Origin of the sequence: Opitutus sp. ER46 (assembly GCF_003054705.1) — a bacterium.
Taxonomy (GTDB): domain Bacteria; phylum Verrucomicrobiota; class Verrucomicrobiia; order Opitutales; family Opitutaceae; genus ER46.
The window spans coordinates 123,751-148,246 of sequence record NZ_QAYX01000021.1 but is presented as its reverse complement, the minus strand read 5'-3'; the positions used below and the strand labels follow the sequence as shown (position 1 = coordinate 148,246).

At 68.6% G+C, this 24,496-nt stretch carries 19 protein-coding genes; 11 read left to right on the top strand and 8 right to left on the bottom strand.

What is annotated here, in order from left to right; translation table 11 throughout:
- The first annotated feature begins 32 nt into the window (after positions 1 to 32).
- Together DB354_RS09080 and DB354_RS09075 are read left to right on the top strand one after the other, a co-directional pair.
- Entirely contained in the window at positions 33 to 1,745 is a 1,713-nt protein-coding gene (locus DB354_RS09080; RefSeq protein WP_107835571.1) for a polysaccharide lyase, read from the top strand.
- A 77-nt stretch (positions 1,746 to 1,822) separates the two neighbouring features.
- The gene (locus tag DB354_RS09075; protein WP_107835175.1) at positions 1,823 to 4,132 is read left to right on the top strand and encodes a glycoside hydrolase family 95 protein; all 2,310 of its coding nucleotides are present in this window, start codon (positions 1,823 to 1,825) and stop codon (positions 4,130 to 4,132) included.
- Positions 4,133 to 4,230: 98 nt separating this feature from the next.
- Here DB354_RS09075 and DB354_RS09070 read toward each other — a convergent pair whose 3' ends face one another.
- From DB354_RS09070 to DB354_RS09060, 3 genes are all read right to left on the bottom strand, one after another.
- Complete coding sequence (locus DB354_RS09070) at positions 4,231 to 4,701, bottom strand: cytochrome b562 (protein WP_107835173.1); 471 nt, start codon at positions 4,699 to 4,701, stop codon at positions 4,231 to 4,233.
- Between the two features lie 218 nt (positions 4,702 to 4,919).
- Complete coding sequence (xseA, locus tag DB354_RS09065; protein ID WP_107835171.1) at positions 4,920 to 6,227, bottom strand: exodeoxyribonuclease VII large subunit; 1,308 nt, start codon at positions 6,225 to 6,227, stop codon at positions 4,920 to 4,922.
- Between the two features lie 46 nt (positions 6,228 to 6,273).
- Complete coding sequence (locus tag DB354_RS09060; protein WP_158277447.1) at positions 6,274 to 6,933, bottom strand: VTT domain-containing protein; 660 nt, start codon at positions 6,931 to 6,933, stop codon at positions 6,274 to 6,276.
- Between the two features lie 176 nt (positions 6,934 to 7,109).
- On the opposite strand from DB354_RS09060, the gene DB354_RS09055 reads away from it, so the two are divergent.
- Positions 7,110 to 9,248 (top strand): O-antigen ligase family protein, encoded by a 2,139-nt coding sequence (locus tag DB354_RS09055; RefSeq protein WP_107835169.1) that lies wholly within the window; start codon positions 7,110 to 7,112, stop codon positions 9,246 to 9,248.
- A 6-nt stretch (positions 9,249 to 9,254) separates the two neighbouring features.
- Positions 9,255 to 10,751 carry a sugar transferase gene (locus DB354_RS09050; RefSeq protein WP_107835167.1) on the top strand — a complete coding sequence of 499 codons (1,497 nt, stop codon included), beginning with the start codon at positions 9,255 to 9,257 and terminating at the stop codon, positions 10,749 to 10,751.
- A gap of 49 nt (positions 10,752 to 10,800) precedes the next feature.
- Here DB354_RS09050 and DB354_RS09045 read toward each other — a convergent pair whose 3' ends face one another.
- Complete coding sequence (locus DB354_RS09045; RefSeq protein WP_107835165.1) at positions 10,801 to 11,706, bottom strand: glycosyltransferase family 2 protein; 906 nt, start codon at positions 11,704 to 11,706, stop codon at positions 10,801 to 10,803.
- Between the two features lie 34 nt (positions 11,707 to 11,740).
- On the opposite strand from DB354_RS09045, the gene DB354_RS09040 reads away from it, so the two are divergent.
- Together DB354_RS09040 and DB354_RS09035 are read left to right on the top strand one after the other, a co-directional pair.
- Positions 11,741 to 12,481 (top strand): glycosyltransferase family 2 protein, encoded by a 741-nt coding sequence (locus DB354_RS09040; protein ID WP_107835163.1) that lies wholly within the window; start codon positions 11,741 to 11,743, stop codon positions 12,479 to 12,481.
- Entirely contained in the window at positions 12,478 to 14,067 is a 1,590-nt protein-coding gene (locus DB354_RS09035) for a hypothetical protein (protein WP_107835161.1), read from the top strand. The genes DB354_RS09040 and DB354_RS09035 overlap by 4 nt, the downstream gene beginning before the upstream one ends.
- Here DB354_RS09035 and DB354_RS09030 read toward each other — a convergent pair.
- From DB354_RS09030 to DB354_RS09015, 4 genes are read right to left on the bottom strand one after another with little or no spacing between them, the layout of a single operon-like run.
- Positions 14,064 to 15,185, bottom strand: coding sequence for a hypothetical protein (locus DB354_RS09030; RefSeq protein WP_146180165.1), 1,122 nt, complete (start codon positions 15,183 to 15,185; stop codon positions 14,064 to 14,066). The two genes, DB354_RS09035 and DB354_RS09030, sit on opposite strands and share 4 nt — an antisense overlap.
- Positions 15,182 to 16,030, bottom strand: a complete 849-nt coding sequence (locus DB354_RS09025) for a methyltransferase, TIGR04325 family (protein ID WP_107835158.1) — start codon at positions 16,028 to 16,030, stop codon at positions 15,182 to 15,184. Before DB354_RS09025 ends, DB354_RS09030 begins: the two co-directional genes overlap by 4 nt.
- On the bottom strand, positions 16,027 to 16,923 hold the full coding sequence (locus DB354_RS09020; protein ID WP_107835156.1) for a hypothetical protein: 897 nt from the start codon (positions 16,921 to 16,923) through the stop codon (positions 16,027 to 16,029). The genes DB354_RS09025 and DB354_RS09020 overlap by 4 nt, the downstream gene beginning before the upstream one ends.
- Before the next feature lie 9 nt (positions 16,924 to 16,932).
- A complete protein-coding gene (locus DB354_RS09015) occupies positions 16,933 to 17,679 on the bottom strand; it encodes a class I SAM-dependent methyltransferase (protein ID WP_146180164.1) in 747 nt (248 codons plus the stop codon).
- Between the two features lie 6 nt (positions 17,680 to 17,685).
- Here DB354_RS09015 and DB354_RS09010 point away from each other — a divergent pair, with 6 nt between their 5' ends.
- The 5 genes from DB354_RS09010 (at position 17,686) to DB354_RS08990 (ending at position 24,479) form a co-directional block, all read left to right on the top strand.
- Positions 17,686 to 19,062, top strand: a complete 1,377-nt coding sequence (locus DB354_RS09010; protein WP_107835152.1) for a flippase — start codon at positions 17,686 to 17,688, stop codon at positions 19,060 to 19,062.
- Complete coding sequence (locus tag DB354_RS09005; RefSeq protein ID WP_107835150.1) at positions 19,059 to 20,273, top strand: CapA family protein; 1,215 nt, start codon at positions 19,059 to 19,061, stop codon at positions 20,271 to 20,273. The genes DB354_RS09010 and DB354_RS09005 overlap by 4 nt, the downstream gene beginning before the upstream one ends.
- Before the next feature lie 2 nt (positions 20,274 to 20,275).
- Positions 20,276 to 21,637 carry an asparagine synthase-related protein gene (locus DB354_RS09000; protein WP_107835148.1) on the top strand — a complete coding sequence of 454 codons (1,362 nt, stop codon included), beginning with the start codon at positions 20,276 to 20,278 and terminating at the stop codon, positions 21,635 to 21,637.
- A 75-nt stretch (positions 21,638 to 21,712) separates the two neighbouring features.
- Entirely contained in the window at positions 21,713 to 22,402 is a 690-nt protein-coding gene (locus tag DB354_RS08995) for a glycosyltransferase family 2 protein (RefSeq protein ID WP_107835146.1), read from the top strand.
- Between the two features lie 358 nt (positions 22,403 to 22,760).
- Positions 22,761 to 24,479 carry a hypothetical protein gene (locus tag DB354_RS08990; protein WP_107835144.1) on the top strand — a complete coding sequence of 573 codons (1,719 nt, stop codon included), beginning with the start codon at positions 22,761 to 22,763 and terminating at the stop codon, positions 24,477 to 24,479.
- Positions 24,480 to 24,496: the final 17 nt, after the last annotated feature.

Here is a 24,496-nt window from a genome sequence, read left to right as displayed (position 1 = left end):
CGCCCTCTCCGTTCCCTCTCCCTCTCGCCATGATGTCTCCTCGCAAGCTCCCGCTCGCCGTCCTCGCCGCCACCGTCGTGCTCAGCGAGCCGGCCCTCTTCGCCCAGGGTTACCCGAAGGTTCCCGGCCCGGTCCAGGCCGCCGCCAACGCCAGCAAGCAGGCGGCCGACGCCCGCTCCGACGCCGCCTTCGCCCGCGCCCAGCCGGAAATCCAGGCGTGGGCCGCCAAGGGCAAACCCTACATTCCGTCCGCCGCCAAACCCGATGACCTCCCGCAGGCGAAGATCCCCGCGTTCCCCGGCGCCCAGGGCGGCGGCATGTACTCGTTCGGGGGACGCGGCGGCAAGGTGTACGTGGTCACCAACCTGAACGACAGTGGCCCCGGTAGCTTCCGCGAGGCCTGTGAGGCCGGCGGCCCGCGCATCGTCGTCTTCAACGTCGCCGGCATCATCGAGCTCAAGGACCACCTCCGGATCCGCGCGCCGTATATCACCATCGCCGGCAACACCGCGCCCGGCGACGGCGTGTGCATCCGCGGGCGCACCGTCGAGGTCGACACCCACGATGTCGTCATACGCCACCTGCGCTTCCGCCGCGGCGACATGGATCCCGCCTTCCGCGACGACTCCATCGGCGGCAACCCTGTCGGCAACCTCATCATCGACCACGTCTCCGCCTCCTGGGGCCTCGATGAGAACATGTCGATGTACCGCCACATGTATCAGCCGCCCGAGGGCGGCAAGGAGCTCAAGCTGCCCACGGTCAACGTCACGATCCAGAACTCCATCTTCAGCGAGGGCCTGAACACGTTTCACCACGCCTTCGGCTCCACCATCGGCGGGCTCAACAGCACGTTTCACCACAACCTCTGGGCGTGTAACACCGGCCGGAACCCGAGCGTGGGCATGTATGGCGACTTCACCTTCGTAAACAACGTGCTGTTCAACTACCGCCACCGCACCGTCGACGGCGGCGACCACCGCAGCCTGTTCAACATCATCAACAACTACTTCAAGCCCGGCCCCGGCACGCCCGATACCGAGATCGCCTTCCGCCTCCTCAAGCCCGAATCCGAACGCAGCAAGACCGTCGTCGACAATTTCGGGAAGGCCTACGTCCACGGCAACGTGGTCGAGGGCCACGAGCGCGTCACCGCCGACAACTGGGCCGGCGGCGTGCAGCCCGGCGTACGGCGCGAATCGCTCGCGGCCGCCCTCGAGCAGATCCGCGTCGACCAGCCCTTCCCACACGCGCCGCTCGACATCCTCCCCGCGCGCGTTGCCTACGATTACGTCCTCGCCAACGCCGGCGCCACCCTGCCCCGGCGCGACGCCGTCGACGAGCGCGTCATCGGCATGGTGCGCTCGGGCAAGGTCACCCCCGCCAAGATGCTCGCGTCGTCCAAGCGCCGCGCCGCCGACGCCCAGTACAAGCAGGAGTACATTGACGAGCTTGAGCAGCTCGTGCCCGTCGGCTTCATCACCGACCCCGCCGAGGTGGGCGGCTACCCCAAGTACACCGGCACGCCGTATCAGGATACCGACCACGACGGCATGCCGGACGAGTGGGAAACCAGCCACGGCCTCAATCCGCGTGACCCAGCCGATGCCGCCGGCGACCTGAACGGCGACGGCTACACCAACATCGAGGACTTCATCAACGGCCTCGACCCGCGCGCCCCGAAGCACGACTGGACCGACCTGCGCAATAACGTCGATCCCCGCAACACGCCCGCCCAACGCTAGCCCGGCGCGTCTGTTTCCCGCGGCGCGGCCATTGGGCTGCGTCCGCGGGAGTCTCGTCTCCCCTTCCTCCGTTCGCCATGCGCCTGCCCCATCTCCTCGCCCTCCTGCTCTGCATCGCGACCGCCCCGGCCGCTGAACCGCTCTGGTACGCGCAGCCCGCCGCCCAGTGGACGGACGCACTCCCGGTCGGCAACGGTCGCCTCGGCGCCATGGTGTTCGGCGGCACGACCGAAGAACGGATCCAGTTCAATGAGGACACCCTGTGGAAGGGTCACCCGCACGACTACGTCCGGGCCGACGCCCACGCTTACCTTGAGCCGATCCGCCAGCACCTCGCCCAGGGCGACGTCGAGGCGGCCCAACAACTGGCCCGCGCCCACTTCCTCGGCGACCCTGTCCGCCAAAAACCGTATCAGCCGTTTGGCGACCTGAAGTTCCGCTTCCCTGGCGCCGCCACCGGACCGGTCGCCGACTACCGCCGCGAACTCGACCTCGACGCCGCCACCGCCCGCGTCACCTACCGCGTGGGCGACGTCACGTTCCGCCGCGAGGTCTTCGCCAGCTACCCGGCCAACGTCATCGTCATCCGCCTCACCGCCAGCCAGCCCGGCCGGCTCACGTTCTCGGTCGCGATGACGAGCCCGCACGCAGACAGCACCACGCGGGTCGTCGATCCCGCGACGCTCGCGCTTGCCGGCCAAGTTGAAGCCGGCGGTCTTCGCTTCGAGTCGCGCCTGCTCGCCCGCGCCACCGGCGGCAAGGTTGCCGCCACCACCGCCGGCCTCGAGGTCACCGCCGCGGACGAGGTCACGTTGCTCCTGGTCGCCGCGACCGGCTTCCGGAATTTCCAGGACATCACCGCCGATCCTGCGGCGCGCTGCGCCGAAACCCTCGCCCGGGCCGCCGCGCAGACCGATGACGCCCTCGTCGCCGCCCATCTCGCCGATCACCGCCGGCTGTTTCGCCGCGTCAGCCTGCACCTCGCGCCAACCGGCACCGACACCGGGGCGCCGTTGCCCACCGATCGCCGCGTCGCGCGGTTGAAGCGGGGGGGTCTCGCCGCCGATCCCGGGCTCGCCGCGCTGTACTTCGACTACGGTCGCTACCTGCTCATCGCCAGCAGCCGCCCCGGCAGCCAGCCCGCAAACCTGCAGGGCGTCTGGAACGAACTCCTCACCCCGCCGTGGGAGGGCAAGTGGACCACCAACATCAACGTGGAGATGAATTACTGGCCCGCCGAGGTCACCAACCTCTCCGAGTGCCACCTGCCGCTCTTCGACCTGATCGATGATCTCGTCATCAGCGGCGGTCGCACCGCGCGCCGGCAGTACGACGCGCCCGGCTGGGTCGTGCACCACAACACCGACCTTTGGCGCGGCACCGCCCCGCTCAACAACGTCGACGGCGTGTGGCCCACCGGCGCCGCCTGGCTCTGCCACCACCTGTGGGAACACTTCCTATTCACCGGCGACCGCGCGTTTCTCGCCCAGCGCGCCTATCCCGCCATGAAGGGTGCGGCCGAGTTCTTCCTGCACACCTTGGTCAAGGACGCCCGGACCGGCTGGCTCGTCACCTCGCCGTCGTTTTCCCCCGAGCAAGGCACGCTGACCGTCGGCCCCACCATGGACATCCAGCTCATCCGCGCGCTCTTCGTGCATACGCGCGAGGCGGCCAAGCTCCTCGCCGTCGACGCCGACTTTGCCGCCCAGCTCGTGCGCACCGAGGCCCAGTTGCCGCCGCCGCTGATCGGTCGCCGTGGCCAGTTGCAGGAGTGGCTTGAGGACATCGACCAGCCGTACAACGCCCACCGGCATCTGTCGCCGCTCTGGGCACTGTTCCCCGGCGCGGACATCACCCCGGCTGACCCAAAGGTTTTCACCGCGGCCAAACGGCTCCTCGATTGGCGTGGCGACGGCAGCACGGGCTGGAGCTACGCCTGGCGAATCCCGGCCTGGGCCCGCGTCGGCGACGGCGAGTTCGCGTTTCGACAACTCGCCGAGATGCTCGCCCGCAAGACGCTGCCGAATCTTTTCGATCTCTGCGGCCCCTTCCAGATCGACGGCAATTTCGGCGGCGCCGCCGGCATCGCCGAAATGCTTCTGCAGAGCCACACGCGCACCGAACCCGGCGACGTGGCCGGCGTTCCCCAGCTCGACTTCCTGCCGGCGCTGCCAAAGGCGTGGCCCGAAGGCTCGGTAACGGGGCTCCGCGCGCGCGGTGGCTTTGAGGTCGATCTCGCGTGGAAGGCCGGCGTTCTCACGCACGCCGAAATCCGCGGTACCTCAGGCGCTGCCTGCCGCGTGCGCTGCGCCGGCCACAGCCGCGACGTCCAGTTGGCCAACACCGGCACCCTCCGCCTCGGTCCCGACCTCGCGCCTACCGACTAGCAAAGTCGGGCACGAAGCTCAGGCCCGTGACCGCGGCGGAGCGCATCCCGCGCTCCGCCCCACTTTCACTCTCACTTTCACTTTCACTCCCTGCACTTTCACTTCTCTGACTTCTTCGGCTTCTTCTTCTGGAATTCCTTGTGGCCCTGATCCTGGGCCTGCTTCAGCACCTTGAACTGCGCGGCCGCGGCCTCGTTGTTGCCCGCCTTCAGCGCCGCCTCGAGCTTCTCCAACTCGCCCGCGAACCGCTCCATGCTCGCGCGGTAGTCGGTGACGAACTGCTCCCGCCGCTCCGCCGGAACATCCGCGGCCTTCGCTGGCACGAGTTTCAATGCCGCCGCCGCATTCTCCCGCAGCGTGGCCACCAGCTTGAGCGAATCCTCGTTCTTCGTCGGGTCGGAAATCTGCCGGCTCAGCCGTCGGAAAGCGCCGCCCATCTTCTCCATGTGCTCACCGAGCTCGGTGTGCTTCTCATGGGCCGCAGCGCCATGGGCATGGTCTTCCGCGCGCGCCAGCGGCAGCGCGAGGAAGGAAAGGACGATCGGAAACAGCAGGATACGTTTGTTCATGGTGGGGAAAAGGGAGCGGAGAACGTCAGCGGGAATCGGCGCCTCCTGACTGAGGCCACGACGCCTGCGCCGCGGCTGCCGGACCCGGAAGCGGAGACGAACGCAAGGCACCGACGCCGCAAGAAGCCTATCTCCCGCCAAAGCGCAACCGGCGCTGAACCGGGCAACATAGGCCAAACGGCCAGCCGCCGCGCGGCGCGCAAGTTCCCCCAAGCGGCTCAGGCGGACTTGGTGCCGCCCGGTTCTTCGACGCGAACCTGCACCTTGCCGTCGGCAAACTCGGTGGAGACCCGCTGGCCCGGCGTGAGCGGGGCGCGCCGCGTGATCGGCCGACCGGCCTGATCGCGCACGATCACGAAGCCGCGGTTGAGGACCGACTTCGGACTCGCCGCCTGTAGCCGTTTCCAAAGCGAAAGCAGCCGGTGCGACTCCAGCTCGACGCGGCGCTCGGGCGACCGGCGCTCGAGCAGCCCCCGCACCTCCGCCACCTGCCGGCGTTTCTCCTGGGCCGCGTGCCGCAGCGCCGAACCCAGGCGGTTCGCGATGTCGTCCAGCCGCAGGTAGCCCTGCTCCACCTGCGTCGCCGGCGACAGCAGCCGCAGCCGGGAGCGCGCGTGTTCGAGTTCCGCCCGCGCCCGTTGCACCGCACCGTCGACGAGCGCAACCAGTCCCTCGCGGCCCTGCCGCAGCCGGTCTGCGCAGTCGACAAAATGACTCGTGATCAATTCCGCGGCGGCGCTGGGCGTCTCCGCCCGCAGGTCAGCCGCGAAATCGCACAGCGTAAAATCGATCTCGTGCCCCACCGCCGAGATGATTGGCAGCGGGCAACCGGCCACCGCCCGCACCAGCGGCTCCTCGTTGAAGGCCCACAGATCCTCGAGGCTCCCGCCGCCGCGGCCAATCACCAGCAGGTCGAAGATCCCGAGCTGCGCCGCAAGCTTCAGCATCGCAACCATCTCGAGCGCCGCCCCCTCGCCCTGCACCTTCGCCGGCAAAACCACCACACGCCCACACCAGCCGCGCCGTGTGATGATCCGCGCAAAATCCTGCACCGCCGCGCCCGTCGGCGACGTGATGAACCCAACGGTCAACGGCATTGTCGGGATCGGCTTCTTCCGCTCCTTAGCGAACAGCCCCTCCGCCGCCAGCCGCGCCTTCAGCGCCTCAAATTCGCGCTGCAGCCGCCCCACGCCGTCCTCCACCACTGCGCGCACGATGAGCTGATACTGCCCGCGCGCCTCGTACACGCTGATCTCGCCGTACACCACGACCTGCGCGCCGTCGCGCAGCTTCACCGTCTGGCGCAGCGCGTCGCCCCGGAACAGCACCGCGCTGAGCTGCGCCCCGGCATCCTTGAGCGAAAAGTACACGTGGCCGCTCGCCTGCGCGCGGACGTTGGAAACCTCGCCGCGCACCCACGCCGGGCGGATCCCGCCCTCGAGCAGCCGCTTCACGCGGCGCGTGAACTCGGTGACGCTCTCCGCCCGCGTCCCGTTGTCCGTCAGTTCGATCTCGGCCTGCGCCATGGGCTTGCCTCCCGCCAGGTGGTTCCACTCGCCGCGCGCGGCCGGCTCAGACTTTCTCCTCCGCCGGCGTGAGTTCCTGCCGGCGCCGCGCGAGCTTCCGCCGGATCAACTGCACCGCAACCACGGCGACGATGAGGACGCCGATGCCGGAGACGACCATGCCGAACTTGCCGCTGAAAATGCCCTTGCCGAGCACGATGGCGCCGACGGTCCAGGGCACCATGGCGAGCCACGAAACGATCAGGTACATCCGAAACGGCACCTCCGCGAGACCGAGGATGCACGCCTGGAAAGCGTACGGCGGCCCGGGGGTCAGCCGCACGAGCATCGTCACCGCGAGCGCGTTCTCCTTGGTCACCCGCGGAACCGTGTAGCCATAGCGCTTGATCAACCCGACGAGCACGGGCCGGAGCGCATACCGCGCCACCCAGTAACCCAGCGCGAGGTTGAGGCCGACCACCGCCAGGGAAATCGCAATGACGCCCGCGAGCCCGAGTTGGGGCTCAAACGCCTGCCCCGCGGTCATCGTGAAGATCATCATCGGCGCCCCGAACGCCGGCAGCACCGCCATCACCGCAAAGAAGACCACCGGGCCGAGATCGCGGATGATCACGATGCCCTGGTCCATCAGGCTGCGCAGGTCCACCCCGCGCAGGACGAGGATCACCGCCGCGAGCGCCACCACGCCGACTATGGCCAGTTGCACAATGGGCAGACGTTTCTTCGGAGGGACGCTTTGCGACATCGCCGCAGCCTGCCGGGACCGATGCACTGCGGTCAAGTGTCGGCCTGACCAGACACGGACCGCCGGCGCGCCGGTTTCACAAGCGTTCGACGGATGGGTGCTTGCCGCACCCGCGGCGCTGCCTGAAAGATCCCGCCATGATCCCAGCCGACGGCCTCGGCCCATCGTCCCGGTCCCCAGAGCCGGGTCGGCCGCCACCCGACGCGGGCGCGCAAGGCCCCCGCCTGCCCGTCGTGGGGCTGGCCGTCGCCGCGCTCGTCGGGCTTGCCGTCATCAGCATCGTGCCGCCGGCCGCCACGCGTGTCTTCTCCTGGCCGTGGAGCCTCGCCTACGCCGTCACCCTCCTCGCGCCCGTCGGCATCCTGCTGCTCCGCGCCTTTGCCCCCCGCCATCCGCTGGTGTCACCGCGCGGCGCCTTGGGCGGCGTCGCACTCGCGTTCGCTGCAGCGGTGCTCGTCTCCGCCATCGCCAGTCCTCACCGCGGCCCCGCGCTGCTGTGGGCCGCGCCGTGGTTCGCCGCGACGGCTGCCTTTTTTGCCTTGTTCGACTGGCTGCACGCGACCCCCGGGGATGAAGCCCGCCGCCGGACCCTGACCGAGCGGGTGTTCCTGGGCATGGGGCTGCTCCTGGGGGTTGCCAGCCTGCTGCCCTGGCTCGTGGAGGTTGGCGCGCGGACGAGTTTCGCCGAGATCGTCGCCGCCCGAAATCCGTATCCGCTGGGCCATTCCAACTACACCGCCGGGCTTGCGTTGCTGCTCCTGCCGTGGGGCGTGCATGGCGCCCGGCGCCCCGCGCGAGGCGATCGCTGGGCGGGTCTCACGGTCGCGGTCATGGCGCTCGTCATGCTGTTGTCGAGCGGCAGCCGGGCCGGCGTCCTCGCGCTCGGCGCCATGGCGGTCGCCGCGCTCGGGCTCGCCCCCTGGTCGCGCCGGGCGAAGGCGCGGGTAGCGGCCGCGGGCCTGCTGGCCGGCCTGCTCTTCGTCGCCGCCAACCCACGCACCCGCGCCATGCTGTCGCCGTCCGCGGCCGACGCGGCGCCCAACATCAGCAACGTCCAGCGCGCGGCCATGCTCCACGCCGGCCTGCGCATGGGCATGGACCGGCCGATCCTCGGCTGGGGCCCGGGCACCACGCCCCTGGTCTACCCGCGGTATCGGGCGCAACTCGAGGGCGGCGCCGAATCCGTCCTGCAACTACACTCCCTGCCGCTCCAGCTCTGGGCCGAGTTCGGCGGCGTGGGCCTCGCCCTCGCCGTCCTGGGCGCGGTCCTCGTCCTGGCCGGCGCGCGGCGCCACCCAACCGCCGCCGTCGCGCTGGGTGGCTACGCGGTGTTCTCGTTGTTCGATGCCCAGCTCGACGTGCCGGTCTTCGGAATCGCGGTGGCCGCCAGTGCCGCCCTCCTGCGTCCTCCGCCAGCGAGCGCGCCCGGCCGGAGGCTCGCGCGCGGCCCCGGCGTCCTCGCCCTCCTCGGGCTGCTGGCCTTGGTTACGCTCGGCCGGTCCGACCGCGCTCCGGCGCTCAACGTGGCCGCGCTGAGCGACGAGGTCGGACGGCGCGAACCGGCGCGGGCCCGGGCGCTGCTCGAGCAGTCGTTGGCGTTGAACCCGGACCAGGAGATCGCCCACTTCAACCTCGGCTGGCTGCTCGTGGTCGACGATCCCGGGCGCGCCGCCCGCCACTTCACTGCCGCCGCCCATCTCGTGCCCGACAAGGGCGGCGTGTACTTCGGACTCGGCCTCGCCCGTCTCAACGCCGGCCGGGCTGATGCCGCCGCCGCGTTTGCCCTCGAGTGGCTGAACGACCCCGTGTTCCAACTCTCACCCTGGTGGCGCAACGAACGCCTCCTCGCGCTCCGGCCCGCCGTCCTCAGCCAGCTCGCGCAAACCGAGGATCGGTTGGCGGCGCGACTCCGGCCCGATTCCTGGCCGGCCCGCGAGCTGCGTTACCTGCAGCGCCTGCGCGCGTGGCTCGCGGGCGAGGCCGATGCGGCGGCGGTCGCCGCCGTCGCCAACACCGCGGCGCGGCGCGAGTTCTTCCGCGGTGCGCCGAGTCGCGAAACCGTCACCCGGATCCCGCCTCACAGCCTGCGCCGCCAGCGCGTGGGCTACCCCGTGCTGATGCGGAATCTTGATCTGCCGCCGCCCTTCGACCTGTGGGTTGTCACCGAAAGCAGCGTCCGAGAGACCGAACTGGCCTTCCTCTGGCCCGACAAGGGCTGGGTGCCCTCGCCCTTGCTGATCGAGTTGCTCGACCGCGCGGAGTCCGGCAGCAAGTAACCCGTCATGAGCGCCCCCACGCCCCCGTCGCCTTCCGCCCGTCCCGGCAGCACGCCGTCGACGTGGACCGATGCGCCGCGGCTGCGCCAGACCGTCCTGCCCCTGCTGCTCCTCGCGGGCGACACGCTCATGACGTTTGCCGGGGTGGCGATCGCCTGGTGGCTACGCTACCGGTCGCGCCTTGGCGCGCTCGGCATCGACGTGCCCGACGCCACGTTCGGTCGTTACCTGCCGCTGTTGCTGCTGGGCGTCGCCCTGCTCATCGCCGCATTTGCCCAGTTTGGGCTCTACGACGCGCGCCTGCTCCTCCGGCGCTACCAGAGTCTCAACGCCATTCTGAAGGGCGCGGCGTTCTGGCTCGTGGCCTACCTCGGCATCTCGCTCGTCCTGAGATTCGATCCGCCCATCTCCCGACTCTTCGTGGTGCTGGCATTCGTCTGCGTGGTCGGCCTGCTCTACGCCTGGCGCATCACCGTCCACCGCATCGCGCTGCGCACGCGGCTCCTGGAGCGACTGCGCCGGCGGGCCGCCCTCCTCGGTTGGAACGAGCACGCGGCGGCGCTGGCGGAGGAGATCGGTCGCGACCCGGCCCACCCGTTCGTGCTCGTCGGCCGGGTGACATCGCCGGAGACGACGCCCCCGTTTCCGTCCGCCCGCCGAGAGTCGACGTTGGCCGACCTGGGGCCGCTCGCCGAGCTCGACGCGATCCTCGCGCGGGAGCACGTCGACGTCCTGATTCTCACCCGGCTCGACTTGCCCAAGGCCGACATGCGCCACGTCGTGGAAACGTGTGAACGCAACTACGTGGAGTGGAAGATCGTGCCGGGGGCGTTCGACATCTTCCTCAGCGGCCTGCGGCTCCAGACAATCGGCCGCGTACCGGTCCTCGGCATCGAGGAGCTCGCGATCAAGCGCCTGTTCAGCCGGATGCTCAAACGCGGCTTCGACCTGGTGGGGGCGACGGCCGGCCTGCTGTTGTCGACGCCGGTGATCGCCGTCCTGGCGCTCCTGATCAAACGCGAGTCGCCCGGCGGCCCGGTGTTTTTTCGGCAGACCCGCGTCGGCGCGAACCATCGGCCGTTTACGCTCTGGAAACTGCGCAGCATGGTGCCCGAGGCGCCCGCCGCCGATGCCCAGCGCCAGAGCACCGCGCGCCACGACCCGCGTCTCCTGCGGATCGGCGCGTTCATGCGCGCGTGGAACCTCGACGAGCTGCCCCAGTTCTGGAACGTGCTGCGCGGCGACATGAGCCTGGTGGGTCCCCGGCCCGAACGCCCCTATCACGTCGACCAGCTCGCCGGCGCGATCCCGCACTACCTGCCCCGGCACATCGTGAAGCCCGGCATGACCGGCTGGGCGCAGATCAACGGCCTGCGCGGCGACACCGACCTCTCCGCGCGCGTGCAGCACGACATCTACTACATCGAAAACTGGAGCGTCTGGCTGGATCTCCAGATCGTGCTCCTCACCTTCGTCCGCTGGCGGAGCCCGCAGGCGTACTGATGCCCTTCGCGCGTGCTTGCGCCCGGCCCCACGCCCACATCGCCCCGAACTAGACCGGCCGGACGCGGCGGTGGCCCCGAAGCCGCGCGCGCAGGAGTGCCACCCACTTCCAGAGCGCGAAGGCGATCCGATACTTCGTTCGCGCCCACGCCGACGTGCCGAAGTGCTTCATGTACACGTCGCGGTTCGCATCGAAAATGGCCCGCGACATCGCGTCGTAGTCCTTCGCGACACTCAGCCCCTTCAGGTGCACGACAGTCACGCGCCCGTCATACACGATCCGAAAGCCCGCGCGGACGACGCGGATGCAGAGGTCGAGGTCGTCGCCGTACATGAAGAAGCGTTCGTCGAAAACCACCCCGTCCGGCGCGAGCGCCGCCAGCACTCGGCGGGGGGCGAGCATGAAGGCCCCGTTGATCGCTCCGACCTCGTAGGTACCCTCGTCGGGGAGATGCGTGAGGTTGTAGCCCGCAAAGAGCGGCACACGCGGGAAGCGCGCGGCGAGCCCCGTCGCGCGACACCAGCCGTCCCAGAGCGTCGGAATCGAGCGGCGGCAGGCGAGGTCCATCGTCCCGTCGCTTTGCACCAGTCGCGGTGAAACCAGGCCGATGCCCGCGTCGGCCTGCAGGCGGCCGACACAGGCGGTGAGCGCGTCCGCGGAAGCGATCGTGTCGGGGTTCAGGAACAGCACGTATTCGCCCCGGGCGGAGGCGTACCCACGGTTGTTGGCGCGGCCAAAGCCGAGGTTCTCCGGCGCGGGCAGGTAGACGACCTCCGGAAAGCGTGCGCGCACCAGATCACCCGCGCCATCGCCCGGGGAGTTGTCCACGACGATCGTCTCCACGGGCCGACCCGCCATCGTTCGCGGCAGCGACGCGAGACAGCCGCCGATCTCATCGCGGGACTTGTACGCGACGATGATGATCGAAAGCAGTGGCAACTCCGGCGTGGACACGACCGGACGCTGCGAGAAGCTCTAGCCGAACGCAATGTCCGCCGGCCGCCTCAGCATCATCGTGCCCTGCCTGAATCCGGGCCCTCGGCTGCAGGCGGCGCTCGCCAGCGTTTGGGCGCAGCGCGAGCCCGCCGTGGAGCTCATTGTGATCGACGGTGGATCGACGGACGGCTCGCTCGCGTGGCTGCGGGCGCATCGCGACCGGATTTCGGTCCTGATGTCGGAGCCGGACGGCGGCATTTATGAGGCGATGAACAAGGGCGTCGCGGCGGCAACGCGGGAGTGGGTGCTCTTCCTTGGCGCCGACGATCGCCTGCTCGGCGAGACCGTGCTCGGCGAGGCCATGGCGTTGGCCGAGCGGGCCGGCGCGGGCGTGATGGTCGGCGAAGCCGTTTACGACGACGGCCGCGTCTATCGTCTGCGGCCGAAGGCAAACCCACTCGCGCGCAACTTCGTCCACCACCAGGGCGCGTTTTACCGCCGGGAGTTGTTCGCGGAGCATGGCGGCTTCGATCGTACCCTGGCGATCGCCGCGGACTACGAGTTCAACCTCCGGCTCTGGCAGGCCGGCGTGCGCTTCGTGCCCTTGGCCCTGCGCATTGCCGCGTGCGGCTCGCGCGGCGCCAGCGACAGCGGCCGCTGGCGCGTCTACCGCGAGGAAATCGCCGTCCGCCACCGCTACTTCCCCGCCCCGCGCTGCTGGCCCTGGGACGCCGCCTCCGTCGTCCGCTTTCTGCGGAAGCAGCTGCTGCGACGGCGACCACGTTTCTCATGAGAGTCTTTGCCGGCAGGCGGTGGACCCAGCTGGTCCTCCTGGTGATCCCGATCGCCTTCGTGCTCGTCGCGCTGGGACTTGCGCGGCAGCGGGGGCCCCTGTGGCTGGGCCAGAACAGTGACCCGAGCTACCAGTATCTCTTCAGCTCCCTTCTCCTGCTCAACGGCCAGACACCGTGTCACGTTGATCATCCGGGAACGCCATTGCAGGTGCTCGGAGCGGCGGTGCTGCAGCAAGTTCTTCCCGGGCAAGATACGCTGGCCGAATCGGCAGCGGCGCTGCGTGATCCGGAACGAGCGCTGGCTGCAATCCATCGCGTGCTCGTCGGCATAACCGCGCTCAGCTTCACGCTGGCCGGGTTCCTCGTCGCCGCCCGCACGGGCAGAGTCAGCAGCGGGGTCGTGGTCCAGGCGATTCCCCTGCTGCAGATCGAGCCCTGGAGAGCGACGCTCTTCATCGCGCCCGAGGCCTTGCTTCTGCCGCTCACCTTACTCGTCGTGGCCTTGACGCTGGTTCGCGACCTGCCGACAGAAGCACCGCCGAGCGCCCGGCCAACACTGTTGAGCATCGTACTCGGCTTCGTCGCCGGCGCCGCTTTGGTCACGAAGGTCAATTTCCTCCCGCTGTGTCTGCTTCCTCTCCTGACGACGCGCTCGCGGCGGCAGTCCCTGTGGACGGGAGGAGCCATGGCCGTCAGCGTCATCCTCTTCCTCCTGCCGATTGCCACGCAGGTGCCACGGATGCTGCGATGGCTCTTCGCCGTGAGCACCCATACGGGGTTCTATGGCAGCGGCGACGCCGGCATGATCGACGCCGCAACGTACCTTCCCCAACTCACCCGGCTGATTGTCGCTGATCCGGTGCTGCTCGTCGTGATCGTGCTTAGCGGGGCCGTCGGCCTGCGCCTGGTCCGCTCGAACCAAGTGCCGCCAGGCACGCGCGTGCTCGCCCGTCTTCTCCTCATCACGACCGTTGTCGAGATTCTCGCCGTGCTCATGGTGGCGAAGCACCCTCGCCCGCACTACCTCCTTCCCGCCATGGTCGCGGCGGCACTGAATATCGGTCTGATGCTGGAGCTGATGCCGCGAACTGGCCCGACGGGACGGCAAGCCAGCACGCGTTTGGCGTGGGCCGCGGCGATGCTCGTCACCGGACTCTTCGCCGCCTGGCGGCTCACCGACTTCGCGCATGAACTGGGCGCTGCGCGCGACCGCCAACTCGCATCGGCCGCCGGTGTGCCCTCGCGGGGAGACGCCCTGCGGGTGGAGTACTACCGCTGCTCATCGCCGACGTTCGCGCTGTATTTCGGGAACGGTTCAGCCTGGGGGATGTTCGGTCCGATGCTTTCCGAGCTGTATCCAGGCCGCGTCTTCTTCAACCGCTTCACCGGTACCTACGACCTGTTCTCGGGCCCAACCCGCCGCGACGCACTTCCGCCCCGCGCTCGCATCCTGCTGGTGGGCGACGGCGCGATCGAGCAGCTTCCCGGCCGCGTTACCCCGCCGCAGCCCGCGGGCGCCCACCTGCGTGTGGTGCAAAGGACGGCGGACCAGGTCGTCCACGAAATCGTTGGGAGCGATCCTTAGGCGACCGGAGCAATGCGGCGGCGGAACGCCTTGCGCGCTATCGCCAACGCGCGGCCCGACCAGCGCCCGAGTCCAAAACGCAGATTGAAGAAGCGGTCGCCTGCGCGCAGCCAGTCGCCTCCGAACAGGAGCCGAAGCGGAAGCGCCCGCCAGAAGTCGCGCCCCAAGCGGCCGGCGCGCCGCGGGAAGTCGATCGCGGGGTCCAGCGCACGCAGTTCCGTGCGCGCCGCGCGCAGCGCCCGGAGGTAAGGCGAATAGAGCGCCTCGCGCCACCGCGGCGGCATGATGCCGTAGTCGAGCTGACCCGATTGCCACCACCGGGCCGCGGCGTCCAGCGGCCGAAATCGCGCGAAGTGAAAGACGATCACCGGGCAACCATCGACGGTCAGGCCCGCGGATCCCGGCTCGGACGGGGGCGAATCCTGCCCCGGCGGGACGGCTGCCGCCTGGAGTCGGTGCTGCATCCAGTTCCACGGGGCCAGGTTCACGCCGGGGTGATCCAGCACGAGCAGCGCTTGGCCCCAGCGTTCCGGCCAGGCGTCGAGATAGCCCTGGTCGGCGTACCGTCCGTCCTCCACCCGATCATGGCACCACGCGAGGCAGCGTTCCCGCCAGTCGTCGAGGCAGGCGCGCCCCGTGGCATCTCCGCGAAACACCAGGATGCCCACATTGAAGCGGCCATGTTGCTCGTAGTGCGAAAGCCAGGGCGAGAACCGGTGAGGCGTGATCAGCACGCTGGCGCCCGCGGCGTCCATCGCGGAAAACACCGGGGCCGGCGGCGCAAAGAAGCAGAGGTCCGCATCGAGATAGGTGATACGGTCGATCTCGGGTTGGTGCGCCAGGAGCCACCGTGGCCAGCACGGCGAAAGCGTGAAGAAGTATTCCACCCGGGTGCGGTTTGCCTTTGCCGCCGCCAGCGGCGGGTCGTCGCGCTCCAACTCGGCGAGGGTGACGACCCGCAACCGGGCATCGCCCAGGCGCCGCAGGACCACGCTCGTCGCGTCATCGAGCGCCAGCACCCACAACACCGCCGCCGGATCGTGCCGCGCCAGCGACCGCCAGAGCGCCAGCCCCTGGATCAGGAATCCGCGGTCAAAATACGTGCAGTAGTGATTCACGGTCGTGGCGTCAGGCTCCGTGCCGGCGCGTCTGCCTTCTGGCTTTCGCGTCGGCGCAGCCACCATCCAGCGTAACTCGCCGTCCCGTCGAGCTCGTCGAAGTCCACGCGCCACTGCGAGACGATCGACCAGGTCGGCGTCAGAAGCGCCTCAAATCCCGTACGACCAAAGAGCCAACAGGGGCTCGCCCCCCCACCGAGCGATGGTGGCGTGTGTTGCACCACGATCCGAGTGCGAGCATCCGCCGCCAAGGCTACTCGGTCGAGGATGATATCGGAGAACCCGTCGAGCGCAGGATCGCGCAGGAACGCCTGCGGGGATTCCAGGTATTGCAGCACACTCGAGAGGAGGAGCACGTTCACGCGGCCGCGAGCGGTGGCGGCGGCGAGCGAATCGTGAAACGAAAGCGTCGCGTCAGAGAACTCCCGCCGCCCCGCCGCAACGAGCGCCGGCAACTCCACGATTCGCCAGTCAATCGGTCCAAGCTCGGAGAGCTCTCGGCGGTGCTGCCACCAGGTGCTGCCCAAGCCCCCGCCAAAGTCCACCAGCGTCAGGCCTTGTCCAGCGCTCGCAATCCGACCAAGCGCATCGAGCAGCGGCGCGTGCACCGCCGGCTCTGTAAACACCTCCCCGTCCCGATCCCATGCGCCGGTGCCCGCGCGCACCGCGCGCGCCGCCTGCACGACACGCTCGACCGGGGCGCCTCCGCCCAGCTCACCGGCCTTTCGAGCGGCGGTGGCCCAGTCGGGGTATTCGCCGCGCAGCCAGCGCCAGCCAAAGGTCGTGCGCAACCAGCGGCGAATTCCGCTGGGGAGCAGGTATTTCGCAACTCGCCGCATGCTCATCGCCCAAACCGGAGTTTCTCCCGGAGCCGCCGGGCCAGCCGCCAAGGCCACGGCGCAGGTGGATTCACCGCGCGCCACAGCACCGCGCAGGCGGAATCCTCCTGCGCCGCCGGCCAACTTTCCGGGAGCGGAGGCGCCGCGCGCAGGGGATCAGCCGACCACGGCCCCGAGCCAATCACGTTGGTCGCGCCTGCATCCGTCCCAATGTGTTCCACCATGCTCCAGGGTGGCCGGACACAGAGCCCGCCTTGCTGGAGGTGATGATACAGCCAGCGCACCGCCCAGAGGTTTCGTCGTCGTTCCGCCCGCGCCATTTCCGGCAAGTCGGCACCGTAGGCCCCCGAGGCCACGCCGCGCGCGACCGCGGCCGCCATTTTCATCTCCGCGGTCTCGTCGGCCATCCCGCGCCAGCTTCGCGCCCAGGTGCCCCAGACCCAGCACTCCGCCCGCCCATCGAAATACGGCGCGGCGCCCACGCCCGGCGGCGTCACGCGGGGATGCGTCCAGCCCGTGACGCTCATCACCCGCGGATCGCTGGCATAGTGCCGCAGCGCGGCAGCCAACCACGCATACGTGCCCGGCACCGCGATGAGATCATCCTCCCAGACGACAAATGCCTCGTGGCACGCCGCCACCTCGGAAACGCCCGCCAGGACATTGCGTCCGAGCCCGAGATTCTCCGTGCGGGCCGTGAGCCGCACTTCCGCCCAGTCAATTGCGCGCAACTTCGCCCGCACCTCCTCGACCGCCGCCTCATCCAAGTGGCTGCGGGCGCCATCCGCATACGCGTAGATCACAGGAACTTCGTTGGCGCGGAGACACTCGAGCACGCGCGCCAGATGCGCGGGGCGCGCGTAAGCAAACAGCACGACGGGAATGGAGGACGCGTCCACCGGAAGGCGCTAGAGGCCGAGGCAATTGTTGGGGCGATAAAACACGGCGGTCGTCTTCGCATGCACGATGCCGGCAGCCAACCCGTTGAAGTCCAGGCGGCGGAATCCCGCCTGCGACAGCAGCGCCGGCGCCGGCGCGTATTCCTGTCGCTCAGCGTCGTCGAGCACGAGCACGCCGCCGGGTGCCAGTGCCGCCAGCGCCGCGGTCGCACACCGTACCCGATCCCGGCCGTCCACGATCACGAGGTCAAAGGGCGCGGCTCCGTCGACGGCATGAACATAGGCCTCCGAGCCCTCAGCTTGAAACTCGACCCGTGCATTGGCCGGCAGGTGCGGCGTCAATCGACGCAGGAAGGTTGCGTCGTGTTCGACCGCGAACACCGCAGCGGTTCGCGCGGCATAGTAAAGGGTCGAGGTGCCGGCGCCGTACTCAAATACCCGCAGCCGTGGATGCAGCCGCGCTCCTATGAATGAAACGAACGGATACGTTGCCCACGGCATGGGATCGGCAAGATCGAGCGCACCGCGGGGCCGCAAGGTGCTGCGGATCCAACCTGTGTCCGCAAGGTAGCCGCGGGTGCTCAGAGTACCGAGTTTCCGCGCCAGCTGTGGATGCATCAGCAGCCATAGGAAAGCACCGCCCTTGCGGATCGCCTCGCGCCAGCCATCGGCTGGCCGCGGCCCGAAAGCGGCCTTCGACTCTAAAATCGACATTCGAGCGCCCATGATTTTCCTTCGGCCCGTTTCGGCGAGCACTTTCCCATGGTTTTCCTTCCCCGCCGGCTGGCATCCCTGCTCCGAGTGGCACCGGCGGGCACGATTCTCCCGCCGGCCACCGGCAATGTCTCGTCGACCGCCGGCCTGATTCAGAACGCCGGGTGGCTCGTCCTCGAACGGGGCATCCGCTTCGGTTTGGTGTTCGTGACGAGCGTCGTAGTGTTGCGTTATCTCGGCCCGGCCGAGGCGGGCCGGCTCGGTAACGCCCTCGCACTCGCCGCGATCCTCGCCGGGTTGTGCGATCTCGGGCTCGACGCGATCATTCGGGTGGAGGTCATCAACCGACCCGGCGAACAGGGCGTGATTCTCGCAACGGCCGCGGGGCTGCGACTGATGCTCCTGCCGCTCGCCTGGGCCGGCTATGCCCTCTTCCTCGCGCGCGAGTCCGCGAGCCTCACGAACCCCGGCTTGCTGTACGGGGTGGGCGTCACACTGGCAATGCCAGTCGTACTCACGCTCGATAGCTGGTTTCAGTCCCAGACTCAGGCGAGATACTCCGTCCTCGCGCAAACCGGAGGACTCGTTGCCGGAGCCGCCCTGCGTCTGCTCGGGGCGGCGCTCGGCGCTCCGCTCGCCTGGTTCGGCTGGGTCGCCGGCCTGGAACTCATGCTGAGTGCCCTGCTCCTGCTGCGGTTTTACCATGCGACTACCCCCATGCCGGCGTGGCGCTTTTACTGGCCGGCAGCCCTGCATCTCATCGGCCGGGCCTGGCCGCTCGCCCTGACCAACATCGCCATTCTCGTCTATACCCGGATCGATATCGTGTTGTTGTCCTGGTGGCGCGGGGAGCATGAAACCGGCATCTACGCCGCGGCCGTCCGCCTCACCGAGTTCGGCTACATTCTGCCGATGATCCTCGTGAACACCTTCTTTCCGCTGCTCGCCCGCCGGTTCAACGAGTGCCACGACGCATTTCTCCATTTATTGCGACGCCTGCTCGTCGTCGCGGCGTGGGCGGGCGTAGGCACGGCGCTGGTGTTCAGCGTCGGAGCCCCGTTGATTGTGCGCACGCTCTACGGCCCCGCCTACGCTCCGACGGCGAACGTGCTCGCGCTCGCAGGATGGAACGCCGTGTTCGCAGGTCTCGGCGCGTTGCGTGCGCAATGGCTCGTGCTGCACGACCTGCAGCGCTACGGGCTGTACTACGTTGGGATGGGGGCGGCGCTGAATCTCACCCTGAATGCGTTCCTGATCCCAGGTTTCGGAGCGACGGGAGCCGCCATCGCGTCGCTGACGACGCAGGCGTTCATCGTCTTCATCGCCCCGCTGTTCTTTGCGCCCACCCGCTCCAGTGTCGCGCTCCTGCTGCAATCGTTTCTATTTGTCGGCTGGCGCCGGACCGCGGCTGCTTCCTCACCATGACCGATCTCGTGCTCTTGGGCGACCTGGCCCCCGTGCAATTGGCCGATTGCCGGCTCGACCACGCAGCCACCGCTGCCGGACTGGTCCTCGCCAACCTCGAGACCCCGCTGGCACCACGCGAGTTCGGTTCCAGCCCCAAAGCCGGTCCGGTGTTGCGCGGGGAGGCGGCAGTGCTCCCAGCCTGGAAGGCCGCCTGGCCCAACTTGCTCGTCACCCTCGCAAATAACCATATGGCCGATCTGGGAGCGCCGGGCCTGGAGGAAACGTGGCTGAGATTGCGCGCTGCGGGCATTCCCTGTCTGGGTGCGGCAAAGGACGCTGGCGTCGCCGCCGAACCGTGGTTTGCCGACCTCGGGGGATTGCGCGTGGCGGTGTTGGCGCTAGCCGACCGCTGGTTTGGCGTCGCTCGGCCAGACCGTCCAGGCACGAACCCGCTCACCCCGGCGTGCATCGCGCGCATTCGCATGCTTCGAGCCAAGGTCGATCGCCTGATCGTAACGGTGCACGGCGGCAGCGAACTCAGTGCGTGGCCCTCACCCACTTGGCAGGATTGGCTGCGCAGCATGGTGGCCGCAGGCGCGGACATCGTGCACGCCCACCACCCGCACGTACCACAAGGTTGGGAGCGGTTTCAGCAAGGGTGGATCTTCTACGGGCTCGGCAACACCCTGGTGAATCCCGCGGCGTGGCCGCATCCGGCAACCCGTCGTTCCTGGCGCGCGCACCTCGATCTCGCCAACCTCAACGCGCCTCCCGTGATCACCGCCTGGACATGCGAGACGAGCGCTCGTGGCTCCGCGACACTCCAACCCGAGGGCGAGGTCCCTGCCCACGCCCCGGAAGCGCGTGAGCGCAACGATCCGTTGTCAGAGCCGACAATGTTGGAGGCACTGCATCAGGAGTACGCATTGCGTCTGTGGGCGTCGTTCTACGCTGATCGCAGCGGCCTCGGTGACACGCCGAGGCGGGGCGCGCGCCTGCTCGCCCGCGTCGCTCGCGATGCCCTGCTTGCCCTGCTCGGGCCGAGTCGTTGGCGAGCCCAGCGGCAAGCCCGGCAACTGTATCATTACCATCTTTTCGCCTCGATCACTCACGCCGAGGAACTCGCCACTGCCCTCGGATTGCTGGGCGGCGAACTGCCCGATCGCCGCACGCCGCAGAGCCGCGCGCGAATGGACGCCGCTTTGCCGCCCGCTCTTCTGCACCACTAACCATGGCGCTGGTTTTCGAGTCCGACTGGCTGGGCACCCAGCCCTACTTCTACAACGAACACACGGGCCGGGCTTCGGCGTGCATTCACGAGGTCATCGACTATCGCGCCCTCGCCTTCGACGCCGACGGCTTGGCCGACTACCTCGACTTCGGATACTGCGCCTTCGGTCACACGCCGGTTCGCGGCGTACGATTCGTTCTCCCCTGCCACGGACTCCACCGTGATGACCAGGGGCGATTCCACGAGGTCACACGTCCGGACCCAGTCGAGCAGTGGCAGGGGCGTACCAGCAGCGTGGACGACGTGCTCGATCGCCTGCGGCAGGAGGTTTGCCGCTGGGAAAGCTCGGTTCAAGGCACGCTGACGCTGCCGCTCAGCGGCGGCTACGACTCGCGACTCATCGCGGCGCTGCTCCAAGACAAGTCGCGGGTGCGCGCATTCACCTACGGTGTCTCGCGCACCCAGGAGAAATCGCGTGAAGTAGCGCGCGCGCGTTGGATTGCCGAACGCCTCGGCGTCGCCTGGGCGCAGGTGCCTCTCGGGCGCTTCTTCGACCGATTGCCGGAATGGGACGATACCTTCGGGATCTCCGTCCATGCCCATGGCATGTACCACATGGAGTTCTACGCCGCGGTGAGCGAGCGGGTCGGTACCCCCGGCCCGCTCGCCAGTGGCCTCGTCGGCGACGCGTGGGCCGGGAGCATCGCACCGCTGCCCGCCCGATCCGCAGCTGATCTGCCACTGCTGGGGCTTTCCCGCGGCGTGCACTCGAACCGACGGGTGAGCCGCCTGAAAAGCGAGGGGGCATATCGCGAGGCCTACTGGGCCACCCACCGAGAAGCATTCCGAGATCCTGTTTTTCAAATCGTGGAGGTGATTCGGCAAAAGATGCTGCTTCTGTCTTTCGCACTCATCGTGCCGGCCAACGCCGGCTTCACGCCTTGGAGCCCCTACCTCGACCCTGAGATCGCACTGGCCATGACCACCCTCCCCGCGGAACTGCGGCGGCGCCGTCGCTGGCAACGTGAGTTCTTCTCACGTATGGGTCTCGCGGTGGAGGGTCAGGTCGACGGGTCGGGACAGAACTACCTCGACCTTGCGGCATTCGAGACCGCGCCGCCCATGCCACTCGACCTGCAACTCCTGCGCGAAATCGTGGACGAGCATCACGTCGCCCACATTAACCGCCTGCTCTTCGCAGGGCATGGCGTCGCGCGGAGCTGGGCACGGCTGCGATCATATCCGGCGGTGGCCCGCTGTGCCTCAACGCTGCGAATAGGCGATCCACTGCTGGACGCGCTCAATGCATACGTAACCCTCAAGCCCCTGGAAGCACTGATCCGGCGGCGCAACGCCGCCTGATCGCCCCTCGAACGTCCCCGGGAAAAGGCTTTCCCTGAAGGCACGTCGTTCCACAGTCTCAGCCGCCTGTCCGCAATGAAACTCTCCGTCGTCATTCCCTGCTACAACGAAGCGAAAACGATCCGCACCATCGTGGATCGCGTGCGCGAGGCCCCCGTGAAGGACATGGAGATCATCATCGTCGACGATTACTCGCGCGACGGCACCCGCGACCTCCTGCGCACCCAAATCGCCCCGCTCGTCAGCCAGGTGATTTATCACGAGGTGAACCAGGGCAAGGGCGCCGCCCTCCGCACCGGCTTCGCCGCCGCCACCGGCGATGTCGTCCTCGTTCAGGACGCCGACCTCGAATACGACCCGCAGGAATACTCCCGGCTCATCCAACCCATCGTCGAGGGCCGCGCCGACGTGGTCTTCGGCTCCCGCTTCCAGGGCGGCCAGCCCCATCGCGTCGTCTATTTCTGGCACATGGTCGGCAACAAGTTCCTGACCCTCTGCTCCAACATGGCCACGAACATCAACCTCACCGACATGGAGACCTGCTATAAGGCTTTCCGCCGGGAGGTCCTGAAACAGATCACGATCGAGGAGGACCGCTTCGGCTTCGAACCCGAGATCACCGCCAAGGTGGCGAAGCTCAACGTCGCCATCTACGAGGTCGGCATCAGCTACTACGGCCGCACCTATTCCGAGGGAAAGAAGATCGGCTGGCGCGACGGCTTCCGCGCGCTGTGGGCCATCTTCAAATACAACATCCTCCGGTAACGACCGCGTCCTTCCGTTAGGCCGCATCCTCCGGTCGGCCGCGCCTTCCATTTGGCCGTCCCTTTCCACTCGGCCACGCGTTGCCGTCTCGCCGCGCCGTTCCGCCCGGCCCTATCCTCCGTCCGGCCGCGCCTTCGCTCCGCCCCCCGCCCGCCCTGGCGCGGCCTCCGTTCGCCGCACCGTTCGTTCGACCGCGACCCGGGGCGCCATACCGAGATAACACGCCAAATCTGGCGAGTTATCGGCGATAACACGCCAGATTTGGCGTGTTATCTCGGCCGGGGGCCTGTGCCCCGAAATAGGCTCGGGACGAGAATTCACGTGTTTCCCGGCCGGATCGCGCTAGAACTCCCGCGCCATGTTGCTCGTCCAAACGCTGCGTGACCTCGCAATCTTCGCCGTCGCAACGTTTGGCCTCGGTTCGGCGCTCGCCCCCCGCCACGCGGGCGAGCCCCTCCTGCGGCTCGCCCTCGGCATCGTCTGCTCCCTGGGGCTGCAGTTCCTGCTCGCGTTCGGCGTTTTCGCCGCCGGCGGCAGCAACCCGCTCGGCGGCGGAATCGCCGTCGTCCTGGTCGCGGGCATCGGGCTGGCGCGCCGCCACGCCGCCCTCGAGCTGCTGACGACTCCGGAGGTGAGGCACTTTCTCCTGCTCTGGCTCGTCTTCGCCGCCTGGAGCCTGGGCCTGCTCGCCCTCGTGGTCAGTTACTCCGGCGGCGGCTGGGCGGTCGACTGGCTCGAACACTGGCAGCGCACGCAGTTTTTCCTCGAGCGCCGGCCGCTGGACACCGTCTTTGGCTACCTGTACGGGCTGACGGCACGTCCGCCCCTGGTGAATGTCGTCGTCGCCCTCTGGCTCGAGGGGACCGCCCGTACCTTCTCGGACTACCAGGTGTTCGTCACGCTCTGGAGTTCGATCGTGCTCCTCCCTGCGGTCATGCTGGCCCGACGCTGGCGACCGGCGGCCACCACCGGCGCGTGGGTTCTCCTGCTGCTCATGCTTAGCCCGATGGTGGCGCAAAACCTGACGTTCGCCTGGACGAAGCTGCCCACCGCTTTCTTCGTGCTGACGGGTTTTGCCGCCACCCTCGCCGCCCTGGATGACGCCGCACCCAGCGCGCTCGGCCCCATGGTTGGGCTCTGCCTGGGATTCGGGTTGCTGAGCCACTACTCCGCCGGCCCATGGATCATCGCCATCGGCGCCGGTTACCTTTGCGGGCGGGTCAACGCCTGGCGGCGCTTCGCGTTCTGGCGCGAGGTCACCGTCGCCGCCGCGCTGCTGCTGGTTGTGACGAGCGTGTGGCTCGCCTGGTCGATCGGCCACTTCGGCAGCCGCACTACCGTCGGCAGCACCACCACCGCCGGGGCGTGGTCCGAACAGTCGCCGGCCCAACGCATCCTGGTGCCCCTGCTAAACCTGCGCGACACGCTGGTGCCTTTTCCCCTGCGCGGAGAACCCCAAGACCGCCTCATCGTGCAAACGAGCCGCCTCGGCCGCGCGCGCGATGTCGCCTTCAACGTCTATCAGGTGAACCTCCCGCTCGCCGTCGGCGCCAGCGGCTTGTTCGTGCTCGCCATCGTCGCGGCGCGCGGGCGGCGCCGGGCCGCGGCGCCTGATTCGCGCCGCTTTTACATCACGGCGATTCCCCTCGCCATCGTTGGCGGCATTCTCGTGCACACGCCACGCGATCAATGGGGTCTCACGCACATCTGCCTGCAACCACTCGTCATCCTGGCCCTCGCCCGCATCGCCACCCTGTTGCCGGCGCTGGAGGGCCCGATCCGTCGGGTGTGGGCCATCCTCGCCGCGGTGGATTTCACCCTCGGCATCGCGCTCCACTTCGCGCTGCAGTCCTGGGCCATGGCCGGCTGGGTCGCTCCGGGCGCCGGCGCAGTGGGATATGTCCGCAGCCTCGGCCCCGTCGCCTCCGCCAACCTGCGCGACAAAGTGAAGTACCATCTCGCATTCTTCGCCGACCCGGTCGCCCACCTGCTTCCGCTCGTCGGCTTGTGGCTCGCGTTGTGTCTCCTGTGGGCCATTTTCCAAGTTCGCCGGGATTCCGCCCCGTCGTCCTGCTGAAACCTCCCCACCCGTTC

Bases quoted from the DNA above. Each gene is read 5' to 3' on its own strand.
- DB354_RS09080 (WP_107835571.1), top strand. From the start codon at position 33: ATGTCTCCTCGCAAGCTCCCGCTCGCCGTCCTCGCCGCCACCGTCGTG.
- DB354_RS09075 (WP_107835175.1), top strand. From the start codon at position 1,823: ATGCGCCTGCCCCATCTCCTCGCCCTCCTGCTCTGCATCGCGACCGCC.
- DB354_RS09070 (WP_107835173.1), bottom strand. From the start codon at position 4,701: ATGAACAAACGTATCCTGCTGTTTCCGATCGTCCTTTCCTTCCTCGCG.
- xseA (WP_107835171.1), bottom strand. From the start codon at position 6,227: ATGGCGCAGGCCGAGATCGAACTGACGGACAACGGGACGCGGGCGGAG.
- DB354_RS09055 (WP_107835169.1), top strand. From the start codon at position 7,110: ATGATCCCAGCCGACGGCCTCGGCCCATCGTCCCGGTCCCCAGAGCCG.
- DB354_RS09050 (WP_107835167.1), top strand. From the start codon at position 9,255: ATGAGCGCCCCCACGCCCCCGTCGCCTTCCGCCCGTCCCGGCAGCACG.
- DB354_RS09040 (WP_107835163.1), top strand. From the start codon at position 11,741: ATGTCCGCCGGCCGCCTCAGCATCATCGTGCCCTGCCTGAATCCGGGC.
- DB354_RS09035 (WP_107835161.1), top strand. From the start codon at position 12,478: ATGAGAGTCTTTGCCGGCAGGCGGTGGACCCAGCTGGTCCTCCTGGTG.
- DB354_RS09025 (WP_107835158.1), bottom strand. From the start codon at position 16,030: ATGAGCATGCGGCGAGTTGCGAAATACCTGCTCCCCAGCGGAATTCGC.
- DB354_RS09010 (WP_107835152.1), top strand. From the start codon at position 17,686: ATGGTTTTCCTTCCCCGCCGGCTGGCATCCCTGCTCCGAGTGGCACCG.
- DB354_RS09005 (WP_107835150.1), top strand. From the start codon at position 19,059: ATGACCGATCTCGTGCTCTTGGGCGACCTGGCCCCCGTGCAATTGGCC.
- DB354_RS09000 (WP_107835148.1), top strand. From the start codon at position 20,276: ATGGCGCTGGTTTTCGAGTCCGACTGGCTGGGCACCCAGCCCTACTTC.
- DB354_RS08995 (WP_107835146.1), top strand. From the start codon at position 21,713: ATGAAACTCTCCGTCGTCATTCCCTGCTACAACGAAGCGAAAACGATC.
- DB354_RS08990 (WP_107835144.1), top strand. From the start codon at position 22,761: ATGTTGCTCGTCCAAACGCTGCGTGACCTCGCAATCTTCGCCGTCGCA.